At 52.0% G+C, this 13016-nt stretch carries 13 protein-coding genes; 7 read left to right on the plus strand and 6 right to left on the minus strand.

What is annotated here, in order from left to right:
- The first annotated feature begins 166 nt into the window (after positions 1 to 166).
- The gene (locus H6G13_RS07530; RefSeq protein ID WP_190482522.1) at positions 167 to 1489 is read left to right on the plus strand and encodes a homoserine dehydrogenase; all 1323 of its coding nucleotides are present in this window, start codon (positions 167 to 169) and stop codon (positions 1487 to 1489) included.
- Between the two features lie 86 nt (positions 1490 to 1575).
- Positions 1576 to 2505 (plus strand): peptide chain release factor N(5)-glutamine methyltransferase, encoded by a 930-nt coding sequence (prmC, locus tag H6G13_RS07535; RefSeq protein ID WP_190482523.1) that lies wholly within the window; start codon positions 1576 to 1578, stop codon positions 2503 to 2505.
- 160 nt (positions 2506 to 2665) lie between these two features.
- On the opposite strand, the gene H6G13_RS07540 is transcribed toward prmC, so the two are convergent.
- Both H6G13_RS07540 and H6G13_RS07545 read right to left on the minus strand, forming a co-directional pair.
- Complete coding sequence (locus H6G13_RS07540; protein ID WP_190482524.1) at positions 2666 to 3331, minus strand: HEAT repeat domain-containing protein; 666 nt, start codon at positions 3329 to 3331, stop codon at positions 2666 to 2668.
- A 134-nt stretch (positions 3332 to 3465) separates the two neighbouring features.
- Positions 3466 to 4098 carry a methyltransferase domain-containing protein gene (locus H6G13_RS07545; protein ID WP_190482525.1) on the minus strand — a complete coding sequence of 211 codons (633 nt, stop codon included), beginning with the start codon at positions 4096 to 4098 and terminating at the stop codon, positions 3466 to 3468.
- Positions 4099 to 4141: 43 nt separating this feature from the next.
- Between H6G13_RS07545 and H6G13_RS07550 the strand changes: the two genes are divergently transcribed.
- Positions 4142 to 5185: an LD-carboxypeptidase gene (locus H6G13_RS07550; protein ID WP_190482526.1), complete on the plus strand. Its 1044-nt coding sequence runs from the start codon at positions 4142 to 4144 to the stop codon at positions 5183 to 5185.
- A 3-nt stretch (positions 5186 to 5188) separates the two neighbouring features.
- Here H6G13_RS07550 and H6G13_RS07555 read toward each other — a convergent pair whose 3' ends face one another.
- The 4 genes from H6G13_RS07555 to H6G13_RS07570 form a co-directional block, all read right to left on the minus strand.
- A complete protein-coding gene (locus tag H6G13_RS07555; RefSeq protein WP_190482527.1) occupies positions 5189 to 6892 on the minus strand; it encodes a transglutaminase family protein in 1704 nt (567 codons plus the stop codon).
- 107 nt (positions 6893 to 6999) lie between these two features.
- The gene (locus H6G13_RS07560; protein WP_242028181.1) at positions 7000 to 7743 is read right to left on the minus strand and encodes an ATP-binding cassette domain-containing protein; all 744 of its coding nucleotides are present in this window, start codon (positions 7741 to 7743) and stop codon (positions 7000 to 7002) included.
- Positions 7744 to 7748: 5 nt separating this feature from the next.
- Positions 7749 to 8324, minus strand: coding sequence for a hypothetical protein (locus tag H6G13_RS07565; RefSeq protein WP_190482528.1), 576 nt, complete (start codon positions 8322 to 8324; stop codon positions 7749 to 7751).
- A 418-nt stretch (positions 8325 to 8742) separates the two neighbouring features.
- Positions 8743 to 9033, minus strand: coding sequence for a hypothetical protein (locus H6G13_RS07570; protein ID WP_190482529.1), 291 nt, complete (start codon positions 9031 to 9033; stop codon positions 8743 to 8745).
- Positions 9034 to 9708: 675 nt separating this feature from the next.
- On the opposite strand from H6G13_RS07570, the gene H6G13_RS07575 reads away from it, so the two are divergent.
- From H6G13_RS07575 to H6G13_RS07590, 4 genes are all read left to right on the plus strand, one after another.
- Positions 9709 to 10794: a hypothetical protein gene (locus tag H6G13_RS07575; RefSeq protein WP_190482530.1), complete on the plus strand. Its 1086-nt coding sequence runs from the start codon at positions 9709 to 9711 to the stop codon at positions 10792 to 10794.
- A gap of 62 nt (positions 10795 to 10856) precedes the next feature.
- A complete protein-coding gene (locus H6G13_RS07580; RefSeq protein WP_190482531.1) occupies positions 10857 to 11225 on the plus strand; it encodes a DUF1304 domain-containing protein in 369 nt (122 codons plus the stop codon).
- A gap of 312 nt (positions 11226 to 11537) precedes the next feature.
- Positions 11538 to 12023 (plus strand): GNAT family N-acetyltransferase, encoded by a 486-nt coding sequence (locus tag H6G13_RS07585; protein WP_190482532.1) that lies wholly within the window; start codon positions 11538 to 11540, stop codon positions 12021 to 12023.
- A 166-nt stretch (positions 12024 to 12189) separates the two neighbouring features.
- Positions 12190 to 12906 carry a 2-phosphosulfolactate phosphatase gene (locus H6G13_RS07590; protein WP_190482533.1) on the plus strand — a complete coding sequence of 239 codons (717 nt, stop codon included), beginning with the start codon at positions 12190 to 12192 and terminating at the stop codon, positions 12904 to 12906.
- Positions 12907 to 13016 lie beyond the last annotated feature (110 nt).

Consider the following 13016-nt stretch of genomic DNA (forward strand, 5'->3'; position numbering starts at 1 on the left):
GCCAACCAGAACCAGATGAAACAGATAGAGACGCGATTAATCGCGTCTCTATCTGTTTTAGGGCACCTTGTGGGGCAGGTCGTGGGAACCGTTGGCCCAATTTGGGTTGATGGCGAGATCCGCCTACAATTGGGGGGTAGAGAGCGCAGAGATAGGAAGGGTAGCTTTGGCGGTTAGGATTGGCCTTCTAGGATTGGGAACGGTGGGGACAGGTACAGCCAAGATCTTGCTTGATCCGGCTGAGCGGCATCCGCTGGTCAAAGACATTGAAATTGTGCGGGTGGGGGTGCGTTCTCTAGATAAACCCCGCCAAGTCGAGATCCCGGTCGAGCAGTTGACGACTGACCTAGAGTCGATCGTGACTGATCCTGACGTAGATGCGGTCGTTGAGGTGATGGGCGGACTAGAGCCAGCTCGCTCTTTGATTCTTAAGGCCATTGACCACGGGAAGCATGTGGTTACGGCTAATAAGGCCGTGATCGCTCGCTATGGCAATGAGATCTTTACGGCGGCTAATGAGGCTGGGGTGTATGTTTTGCTGGAGGCTGCTGTAGGCGGCGGCATTCCGGTGATTCAGCCGTTGAAGCAGGCGCTGGGGGTAAACCGCATCCACGCTGTGATCGGCATTGTCAATGGGACAACAAACTACATTTTGACTCGGATGCAGCGGGAGGGGGGCGACTTTGAGCCCATTTTGGCTGATGCTCAGCGGTTGGGCTACGCCGAGGCAGACCCCAGTGCTGATGTAGATGGTCTAGATGCAGCCGACAAGATTGCCATTCTGGCGTCGCTGGCTTTTGGCGGTCGAATAAAGCTATCTGAGGTCTATGCAGAGGGGATTCGCAACGTTACGGCAGCCGATATTGCCTACGCGAATCGGTTGGGTTTCGTGATTAAGCTGCTTGCGATCGCACGCCGCGATACCAGCCTAATTTCTCAAGACCCCCTAGAGCAGCTACAGATCCGGGTGCATCCAACCCTGGTGCCCGAAAATCATCCTTTGGCCAGCGTCAACGAGGTTTACAACGCTATCTTGGTGGAGGGTGACCCGATTGGGCAAGTCATGTTCTTTGGACCGGGAGCGGGGTCAGGGCCAACGGCCAGCGCCGTGGTTTCTGACCTGATCAACTTGGCCGCTAACCTAAAGTCTCAAAGCAGTCCTAGGGGCGAGGCAAAAGTAGCAAATCCGCTGCTGGCCTGCTCGCACCAGCACTACTGCAAAGTTAGCCCGATGGCCGACATCGTTAGTCGCTTTTATGTGCGCCTGCTGGCCAGGGATGAACCTGGCGTAATCGGCAAGTTAGGCACCTGCTTTGGCAACCACGACGTCAGCCTGGAATCGGTCGTGCAGATTGGCATGCGAGACAACTGTTCGGAAATTGTGATTGTCAGCCATGAGGTGAAGGAAGCTAACTTCCAAACTGCACTGGATGAGCTGCGCGGCACGACGGCTATTGACAGCATCGCTAGTGTCCTGCGAGTGCTCTAGTGTGGGGGCTGTTTAAGCGGTATGGCTCGTTGGCTAACCCCCTGCTCCCCTTAATAAGCGGGGGAGAAAGACCCCTTATTTAAGACATGAATCTTGGTTCTGACAGTCTTGCTCCAAAACATACGGTTGCAGGCAAAGACCTGTGGCAATGGTGGCAGGCTGCCAGGCAGCAGGCTCAGAGTACAGCCATTGACTCGGCTGAGGTGGATTGGCTGCTGAGGGCAGTCAGCAATGTAGACAGCCTTGCGCTGAGACTAGGGACATTTAAGCAGCATCCTGTGACTCTAGTTGGGGTCTCTCTAGAGGGCCTGACTGAGTTATGGCAGCAGCGAGTTGAGCAGCGGGTGCCGGTGCAGTACCTAGTCGGCTGGACAAGCTGGCGCGACCTAACGCTAAAGGTATCTCCGGCGGTGCTGATTCCTCGGCCTGAGACAGAGCTGATTATTGATCTGGCGCTTGACGCAATTCACCTGAGCCCCCAAGCAGAGCAGCTGCAGCAGGGCATTTGGGTAGACATGGGAACGGGGAGTGGTGCGATCGCATTAGCCCTAGCCAAAGCTCTACCAAAGGCCCAAATTTATGCCGTTGATGTCAGTGCAGTTGCCCTAGCAACCGCCCGTGAAAACGCGCGCCTAAATGGGTTGGAGCCACGCATCACCTTCTGCGAAGGTGCCTGGTTTGCCCCCTTAGCTGAGCTCAAGGGCCAGGTGGCAGGGTTGGTTTCTAATCCCCCTTACATTCCAACCGCGACCGTCCAAGGGCTAGAGCCAGAGGTAGTGAACCATGAACCGACGCTGGCGCTAGATGGCGGGCCAGATGGCTTAGATGCCATGCGGGAGCTGATTAAGACAGCACCGGATTACCTATGCTCGGGCGGGTTTTGGCTAGCTGAGATGATGTCAGGACAGTCCCCTGCTGTCAGGGCGTTGCTGGAACAGCAGGGGACTTATAGAGCGATTCAGGTTCACTCAGATCTAGCTGGAATTGAGCGATTTAGCTCAGCGTTTCGCATTTAGAGATTTGGCGAGGGTTCTTCACACAGGCATAGAGAGGCAGCCGGTAACGTCTCTACAAGGTGGCCTTGCGCTGTCATGCGGCTCTACCGTTCCGCCCGCTGTTTCACTGGCATTCGCCACCCATTTACCCATTCACTCATCCACCCCAACGCGCAGCTTATTAAGCTGAAAGTCGCTGCAGAGAGACACAAGCGGCTTCAGAAACCTGGAAATGAGCGTCTTTTTCTAAATACCGCAACGCCGACTCACTCTTGGGCGAGGGCAGGTTACCAAGGGCTTCGGCTAGGCGCTGGCGTACTAGCCAATCGCTGGCCTGAGCAAACTCCAGAATGTTGTCTAGGGCTTCTAGATCTCCGATTTCGCCGATGGCTGCGATCGCAGCTTGCTGAATCACTACTTCATCGCTCTTGAGGGCCTGCACCAGCACATCATGGGCGCGAGGATCTTTGAGGTTACCCAGAGAAACTGCGGCACTGAAGCGCACCAGCCAGTCAGTATCTTCGTAGAAAACGTGGACTAGGGTTTCAAAGGCTCTGGGATCTTCTAGGTAGCCCAGTGCGCCTGCGGCATCAGCCCGGATGCCGTAATCAGGATCGGATATGAGCAGCTTAATAAGAATGTCGAAGGACTCGGCATCAGGCTTGAGCCCCATTGCAAAGACAGCCATAGAGCGAATCTGCAGGTTTTTATCGTGAATCGCCTGCCGGATTAAGGGGGCTGCCTGCTCTGCCGGGACATTTTTTAAGGAAGCTAGAGCCAGCATCCGGTCTCTTGAGTTTTCACTATGAAGCTGGACGGCAATGGATTCCAGATTGACTTGGCTCATAGGATTCCTGAGAAATAGTTACAAAGGTTTACAACCTGTCCTCATTATAGGGAGGTTTTGAGAGGGGCCAAATACGGCTTCCCCCCTACAGGTCACCGGGAAATCCCTCACTCCCAATCGCTATCTCTAAGACGCTAACCCCCTGCCTTGAGACGAAGCTGGCCGATGTGTTCTTCGCCCCGCCGAGCCTCCACAGAATTTGTGACAGGCTCAAGACTCATGACCGTAAACCGGGGTTCAAAGAGCTGCCGGATTTGCTCGGGAGTTGAGCCAAAGGGCGGCCCGCCAGGACGGCTGTGGGTGAAGAAGATGGCCAGCAGTTCTCCACCGGGCTTGAGCAGTTCTGTGACCAGATCGATGTAAGCCGTTCGCAGAGACGGATCAATGGCGCAAAAGCAGGTGTGCTCAATGACGTAATCGAACTGGCCGGCAAACTCTGGCACCAGATCAAAAATGTCTCGCTGGAGAAACTGGATAACTAGGTCTCGTTCAGCCGCCGCTTGGGAAGCTTCTGAGATCGCAGAGGGGGCAAAATCAACCGCTGTCACCTCAAAACCCTGCTCGGCAAACAGCATCGCCTCATAGCCTCGACCACTACCGAGGACAATGGCTTTGCCCGGTGGCGGTGCTTTTGCAGACTGAAACCAGCTGACAAAAGGCGGGGCGGGCTGGCCCAAATCCCAACGGGTGCGGCCCTCTTGGTAATGCTGCTCCCAAAAGTTGACGTTAAGCGGCGGCTGAGCGCCGGTTTGGGCGGGAGTCTCCATAGTATGCTCGGAAAGTTCGGGCTTGCTTTATTGTGCTGAGCTTATGCGTCGTCGTCAATTTTTGGGTTCGGGTGCGATCGCAGGAATTACCGTTGGCCTCACCCATTCGCCGCCCCAGGCCAGAGCCAACCCAACCTTGCTTAAACCTGCTCCCCTCAGACCGGGCGACACTCTCGGCATCATCAGTCCAGCGGGTGCAACCTTTCAGCAGGAGGAACTCGACATTGTTGTAGATGCGGTCAGAGGGTTAGGTCTAGTGCCTCGGGTTGCGCCCCATGCGATGAGTCGCTATGGCTACTTAGCAGGTACCGATGAGGAACGGGCCGCCGATCTCAATGCCTTTTTTGCTGACCCAACCATCACGGCCCTGATGCCCATTCGAGGCGACTGGGGCAGTGCCCGTATCCTACCCTACTTGAACTACGACCTGATCCGGCAAAACCCCAAGGTTCTAGTCGGCTTTAGCGATATCACGGCGCTGCTTCTGGGCATTCACGCTCAAACGGGGCTGGTGACGTTTCACGGTCCCCACGGGTTGACCGCCTGGCGGCCAGACCAGACTCAGCCCTTCCGCCAACTCCTGTTTGAGGGAGCAGCCCAGCGCTTTGAGAATCCTCGGTTGGGAGAAGACGCAGATCGGCTGATGCAGACTAGAGGCCGGATTCAAACCATTACCCCAGGCCAGGCAACGGGGAAGCTGTTGGGCGGCAATCTGTCGGTGGTTTCTGGGATTGTCGGCTCTCCCTACATGCCGGAGACAGCCGGGGCCATTCTCTTTTTAGAAGATCTGGGTGAATCGCTCTACCGAGTTGATCGAATGCTGACCCAGCTCAAGCTGGCAGGCGTTTTCGACGGCTTAGCAGGTTTTATTTTTGGCCAGTGTGCCCGCTGCGGCCCCGGTCAGGACTACGGCTCGCTCACTCTAGAGGAGATTTTGCAAGACCACGTTCAGCCGCTGAGCATTCCCGCCTGGTCAGGAGCCTGGATTGGCCATGTCGAGCCAATGTGGACTTTGCCGTTGGGCAGCCCAGTTAGAGTAGATGCTACAGCGGGGACGATTCAAATGATGGAACCGGCAGTGGGTTAAGAGTTATCCCAATGATGACTCCTTGCCAAATTCCCAGGGATTCAGCTCACTCAAGATTCTGAAGCGGACATGGTTGATCGCCAGGTTGCCCAATCTCACTTCCGGGTTGTCTTGGGGCATCGTCAGCTTTTCAAAAGACACGTCTTTGCCCATTTCCACGTGCCACCAGGGCAACCCCATGAAAAAGCGGGTGGGATAAGGGCCGCCATCATCAATATCATCAGGGTTTGACTCCATCGGCACCCAGCCGTAGCCGGGAATATAGAACTCGATCCAAACATGGTTGAAGTCGGGTTCCAGAAAAATATTGAGCTGATCGGCCTGGGGTGGGCATTTATAGCGGCCTACAGTGCGGCAGGCGATACCATTGAGCCTCAGCAAAGCCAGCAGCAGCCCTACATACTCACCGCAGGAGCCTTGACCCCGTTCTAGCACCACGTCGGGGGTGTCAATCGCCGGAGTGACTGCGTAGGTTAGCTGGTCGTAGACATAGTCACGGATGCTTAGGACTTTACGCAGCAGGTTAGTTTCACTGCGCACAGCTGATTCAGCCGCTGCCTGAATCAGCGGCTGATCCATTGACAGGTCATCGTCGTCAACCAGGTACTTTTCGTGGAAGGATGCGGGCAGGGGTGGGCATTGCTCGACGTGGCGGGGCGTCAGCAGGTATTTGATGCCATAAACCTCAATTAGAGCCTTCCAGCCAAACAGGTGACGTTCGTTGGGCTGGAGGGTGTCGAAGCTAAAACGGGCCACTCGCTGGCCGTTGATCGAGACTTCTTCAAAGGGAATGCCGACGGGTTCGACTGAGCGAACGGTTTGTCGATCGGTATTGGTCGGTAGGGCCATGTGCCACTTTAGGCCAGAGAGTTGAACCGCTTCTAGCGCATCGATTTCTTCGACGTAGGCCATCTCCAGCAGGTAGCCGTTAGACAGACAGAAGTTTTCTTGGGCGCGGCGGTGGAACTTGAGCGGGTGGATGAAGGTGCGATCGCGAAAAGTCAGCTCGAAGGTTACTTCGGCATTGGGATTGTCTCGCACGTAGGGTTCTTCGTTGGCGTAGGCTACCCAGACAGTGCCCTGCTCTGGCGTAGTTCCCGGCAAAACAGCGATACCCGTAGGCGTGGGGAAGGGCGTTAGCACCTTCATCAGCAGATCGCCAGTGGCCCGATCTAGGCAGTAAACACTCTGCTCGGTCTGGTCGCAGACCCACAGGTACTCGCCCCACACGGCTACATCCTCGGTGCCGATGCCCGGGGCAGAAAACTGGGTGATGCGCTTGCCAGAAGTGCCGTCGTGGATAAAGATTTGGCTGGCTTTGCGGCAGGTAATGTAGAGCGTGTTTTCCCAAACGGCAACGCCATCAAGGGTGTAGGGCAACGTCACCACCGGCTGGGGCGTAAGGTCATCTAGACGGCAGCGGAATACGCTGTTGTCTCGGGTAAACCAAAGGGTATCTTCCCAGACTGCTACGCCTGTAGCGCTCTCGAAGGTATCTACCTGCTGCGAGTTCAAGATGGTGGCATTGTCGGTTTTAGGATCGATTCTGAGCAGGTAGCCCCGGTAAGGATCGACGGCCAATAGCGAAGAACCCTCAATCGCCAGACCGTGCAGGGCCTTTGCTCCAATGGGCTGGATCAGGCGCTGGGGCAGGGTCTCAGTTGAATGGGAGGTCGAAGCGGGAGCAGGCGAGGAAGTTTCTAGCATGGAATCAGGTGGCAGCGATAGAAGGGAACATCAGCAGGTGGCATTAGGCCCAGCACCTTATCTTAGGCAGAGATGCTCTTCAACGCTGTATATCAATCAGCAGAGCGTTAGGCCCATTCTTCTTGTTCTAACTGTTCTGCGGTGACAATGGCCTGGCGCAGGTCGGCCCAGTTAACCTCGTGGGACTGCCAGTCGCCAACGAGATGGCCTTGTTGGAGGTGGAGAATGCGATCGCAAAACTGCTCCACCCACTCCAGCTGATGGTTTGCCATCAGCAGCACCCCCTGTTGCTGCCGAATTAACCCTATCAGCTCTCGCAGCATCCGCTCCCCCTGCCCCACATCCTGGGCTGAGGTAGGCTCATCTAGCAGCAGAGCCGTGGGTTGAATTAAAGCGGCCCTAGCAATGGCTACCCGCTGCCGCTGCCCCAAAGACAGCTCCAGCTCCCGCCGCTCTAGCCACTCAGCCGGCATCTGTAGCCGCTCCATCCAGATCTTTAGGCGAGACTCAATTTCGGCCAGAGGCAGACGACGCAGCTGGAGGGGATACTGCAAAGCCTCCTGCACCGTCATATCCAGCAGCCGAGACTCCTGGTTAACCAGCGTTACCTGCTGCCGCAGCTGGATTACCGGCAGTTGCTCAATCGGCTGGCCCTGAAACTCTAGCCGTCCGGTGCTGCGTTCCTGCAGACGGTTGAGCAGCCGCAGCAGAGAAGATTTTCCTGCCCCCGATGGGCCAACCAACCCTACAATTTCCCCCGGCTCCAGGTTAAAGGACAGGTCTGAAAGAATGCGGCTCTTGCCAATGCCAGCCTCAAAGCCGACCCCACGCAAACTAAAAATCGGTGCCAATCGCGCTACCCCAACTGCACAGCAGTCCAGATCGTCCAGCCATCAATCAGCAGCAAAAACAGGGTAAACAGCAGCAGAATGCCATACATCCAGGGCTGGGCCAAGGGCCTCACATCCTGAGTATCGATCCCGGTGCGGCTTTGAACTATTCCTACTAGCCGAGCAAAGCCTGCCACTCGCATAGGCAGCAAATAAGCCTGCTGGTCGCTGCCAACAAAGTAATAGACCAGACCTCCCTGGCCAGTAGTGCGAGGTTTGAGCGCCTGAATCTGATTCCAAGAGAGCCGCCACTGTGTTCGCAGCAACCACCGCATCCACTGAGGGTAGGTGACCTCGATGCCCTCCTGATCTAGGATGACTTGCTGGCTAAGGGCTCCGTGTAGGGCCACTGCACCCAAGGCAATGCCGAGAGTAAGTAGCCAGGGAGGCACAGGCGCTTGGGTTGCCGCCGCGAGGAAAGGCAGAGGCAAGGTTAGCGCCCCGTAGAGGCTCACTAGAGTGATGCGGATCAGGGGAGAGATGTGGAAGATATCCAGAGACGAGTTCGGGGCTGAATTGGCTGCGCTGGGGGCAGAGCTCATGAAGGGTTCGCCTAGAGAGACTACAGAGGGCTGCGAGTTCAATCTATTACAAGTTGGTGGCTGATGCCACTTTGCTTTGATCGGCCCCAAGTTTGCAGGTTTACAGCAAATGCTTACTCATGAGCTGCTTTTGCTTGAGCAGTTGTCGTAATTGAGTAAGCATTTGCTGCTTTTGCTGAAGCAGTTGCCGTAATTGCTTAAGGCGTTGCTGCTTTTGCTTAAACGTTTGCCGTTAACAAGTAAGCGTTTGCTGCTTTTGCTTAAACGTTTGCTACTTTTGCTTATGTGCAAGCTGCTTTTGCTTGAACAGTTGCAGCAATGGTTTAAGCAGCGAAAAGCTTGTCTGCACCTGTTCAAGCAATGGCCATCTCTAAACGGCTGCGTGGCCAATACCGCACCCTACACAATCTTGATGAAACTATGCCGGGGGTCTGGGGGCAGGATAGCGCTGGAGATAGCGGAGTACGTCGCCAGGGTCGGGCTGCACAAACAGGCCGTTTTCGGGAATTTCAATCACGTGGCTCCACTCGAACTGTTCTGCATAGCCAAGGTGGTGAAGGCTAGCAATGGCGCTGCGGGTATCGGCATCAGTCCCGATTAGGTACAGCCGCAGCCGTCTACGCCGAGGCTGCACCAGGGGAACTTGAGGCGCAGCAGGCCGGGTCGTCTCCGTGTAGGGAGACGACAGGAAGTATTGAATTTGAAGCATTCCAGGGATTCCTTTGAATTTAACGGGTAGGAATCCCCGAAAAAATGGCAGCCCTTGACATTACTGAATTAACAGAGCGACCTAAAATAGGCAAAGCCCTGAGACAGGATGGATCTGTCAACGGGTTAGGCGCTGGTTGATGTTGGTAGCATTTGCCAGTGCCGCAGACCAAGTTTTCGGGGGAAGACAAGCTGCTCTCTCACAGCTATGAAAAAAGATACTAGCCGATCTGATCCTCGATTTCAAGTAAAAACTGATACACCAGAAAGCGGGTTTCTTAAAGAAACCCGCTTTCTTAAGTTAATGCTGTCAGGCAGAAACAAATGAGGAGCGCAGACTGGCAAATCAGCGTCTGTGTTACTGCACGTAAAAATAGTCTGAAGGTTTCTTAATCCCCCTCTTGTCGCGGAATACTATGCAGAAAGCTCCCACCTAATTGCTCTTAGAAGAGTATTAGGCTGACAAAACTCCACCTGATCATCTCAGTTGACGTACTGAGTGGAAAATTTCTCTCTAAGTTGTTGTTCGACCGCTGATTTGGGTAGAGGCGCAGATAAAATTTCTTATAAGTGATTCTGACCTTTCTCCGACTTTTTCCTGACCCTCTTAGGCTGACAAAGGCAAGGTATGGCGGTTAGAGTAGGCGCAATAAAATGAATCCTCGAGATAGAAACTATGTCCTCTTCACCCGCCCCATACCAATTAGCAGACAGAGTAATTGTTTCCCAACTGAATACCTATCCCTCAGGGTTTGATCCCTCTGTGGCTCGAAAGTTAGCAGAACTAACTCAGCGAGCATATGATCAGTTCAGTTTATTTGAACAGAAAGACAAGTCTCAAATCTTTAACCTTAAGAAGCCGTACCTGCTAGATACTGAATTTGCCGAAAAGGATATTCCCTTTGGATATGTTGCTTCTGAAGTTGACAGTGACAATGTATATGTAATTTTTCGCGGTACCAGACGGTTTGTTGAGTGGTTTAAGGATGCGAATATTCAGCTTGTCTCCTTAAACAGGAGTACAGATAGAAACAGGCAGAGAGTCGAGATCAAGGGTGACATTGCCGAGGGAGTTGTTCAGGAGAATCAAAGTTCGATTGAGATTCCCGGAATTGACGATGATTTCGGATATGTAACAGCAGGCTTTAGAGGCATTTATGTAAGCCTACGACAGAAACTTATTGATGCACTTAGTAAAAAGCCATCAAATGCCAAAATTTTTGTGGCAGGACACAGTTTAGGCGGAGCGTTGGCAACATTGGCAATCCCAGACATCCTTAGAAACACTCACTTCAAACATCCTGAAAGTGTTGTATTGTACACCTTTGCTAGCCCTCGGTGTGGAGATAGAACTTTTGCACTGAATTTTGAAAAGTTGGGTGTTCGACACTGGCGGATTGCCAACACAGAAGATTTTGTCACCATGCTGCCCTTTCCAACGGGGAACGTTTTCAAGCCAGCACCAATCGAGGCATTACCAGAATCAGAACTTGGAACTGGTGGAGTAGCTGGAGTAGACAAGAACCCAAATCCAATTTTTGGATTCTTCAAAGCAATGCATGACAGAAATAAAAGAAGAATGCCCGATTATGTACATACTGGTACACCTCTTTACTTTACTATTCATGAAGCCGCTTTGGAGAAGCACCACAATCTAGATGAGGTGTATATGCTTGGAATCTCACAAGACCCGCTTACTACGGCTGTAAACGTGGTCAACAAAGCCGCTACGGATATCAAAGACAACGTTAGTGGTAGGTGATTGAGGTTTCGTACCACCTCAAGACTTTGTTTGCCAAATGAATTCATTTAGTAAGGGACACTATGAAAACTGCTTCTACCGTCGCTATTGTAATTGTTGGTATTATCCACATCGTCATTGCGATGGTAGAAATGTTTTTCTGGCAAACTCCGCTCATTTATCAAAGGCTTGGATTCACGGCTGACACCGCAGGGCAAGTCGCACCCATTGTTAAAAATGCAGGTTTATATAATGCATTTATTGCTGCTGGATTACTCTGGGGAGCGCTTAACCAAAACAGACCAGTACGGCTATTTTTTCTGATCTGCGTTGTTATCGCTGGTTTTTATGGTGCAGTTACACTTAAACCAACAACACTTCTACTGCAAACACTTCCAGCATCCATTGCTCTCGTTGCTATTTGGTTAACACATTCTCGTCCTAAGCTGTGAAGCTAACAAAAAACAAGTACAAACTTGCTCGAAAACCCGCACAACGAACAATCCTAAATTTTGTATGATGGGCAAAGCAAAGCGTGCCCACCACAGCATAGATACTTAAAAGATGGGCACGGACTGTCGTCCTTTGCCCATCCTACAAATACTGACGAAATTTCACACAATCACCCTGCTAACATATTAGGCGGAAAACTTTTCTCTAAGTAATTATTAGCCGCTTACCCTTCAGTAAGGATTACAGTTGCAAATCCATCTCAAGCATTTTTGTCTGATTCTAGTCAGCGCAAATTTATTTGTGAGATTAAGATGTCTACTATTACAATTCGTCCACTACTAACTAAAGACATTGCTCTTTGTGCCCAAATGATGTCACAGTCCGATCCTTGGCTTACTTTTGGGCGCGACTACAAAGCGTCGTACCAAACAATCAGTGACCCGATTAAGGAGGTCTATCTAGCCGTTACCGAGGAAACAATCGCAGGATTTATCATTATCAATATGACAGGAGCATTTATTGGTTATATCCAAAGTGTATGTGTAGATACAGCATGGCGTGGGCGAGGTATTGGAACCCAGTTAATCAATTATGCTGAGGAGCGAATCTTCCGGAGTACTCCCAATGTTTTTATCTGTGTTTCGTCTTTTAATAAGGGCGCGCGTAAGTTGTATGAGCGGCTAGGATACAGCATTGTTGGTGAGTTGCAGGATTACGTTATCCCAGGAGCCTCTGAAATATTACTTCGCAAAACGATTGCGCCTCTGGCGGTATTTTCTCCTTCAATTAGTAAATAGCAAGCTAATTAGCTCAGTGCAGCGCATTGTGAGGCAGCACTGACTAAGTTTCAAAGATAACCGCAACCGCTGACCGAAATGGTTATCTTGTTTCGTTTCTGGTTGGGACGGTACAGTTAAACTATTTCGTGAGGCGTTCAGCGTTGAGTAAGCATTAATCGAGATTATGAATTTCGATCAGGCTGATTTTGAGGTGCGGTGTGAATGGGGCAAGCAGGGAGTCTTGCAGTTAGCTCCTATCAGTGATGTAGTTGTTATTATCGATGTCCTCTCATTTTCAACTTGCATTGATATTGCCAACAGTCGTGGAGCGATCGTTTTTCCCTATCAGTGGAGGGATAAATCTGCCAGAGCTTTTGCTCAATGTGTTAATGCGGAAGTAGCAGAGAAGCGTGGTGATAGCCGTTATTCGTTATCTCCAGCTTCATTACTTATCATCGATTCAGGAACTCGCTTAGTGATGCCCTCGCCCAACGGATCCTCTCTAAGTTTGGCAACGACCGGAACTCCAACTTTAACCGGATGTTTGAGAAATTGTAGAGCCATTGCTTTAGCTGCGATGAATTACGGGCAGCGCATTGCCGTAATTCCAGCTGGGGAGAAGTGGGATGACGGCAGCCTTCGCCCTTCGTTTGAGGATTTTATTGGGGCAGGAGCGGTGATCAGCTATCTTGAAGGGAAATTGTCACCGGAAGCACAATTAGCAAGAGAAGCATACCAAAGTGTTCGTCAATCCCTAAAACATTTGATAAAGCAATGTGGTTCTGGTCAAGAATTGATAGAGCGAGGCTTTAAGCAAGATGTTGATTTAGCATCTGAAATGAACGTCAGTGATTGTGTTCCTACATTAGTTAATGGAGCTTACGCAAATCACGCAAGATAAAAAGTCGATGAAGCGAGCAGTTGGGAGATCTCGGTGAGGTTGCCAAAGTTATCTGCTGCCGCTTATCTTGGTCGTTAGGTCGACGCGCGAGGCATTTCGGCAATTGCGGT

Source organism: Pseudanabaena sp. FACHB-2040 (assembly GCF_014696715.1).
Classification (GTDB): domain Bacteria; phylum Cyanobacteriota; class Cyanobacteriia; order Phormidesmidales; family Phormidesmidaceae; genus JACVSF01.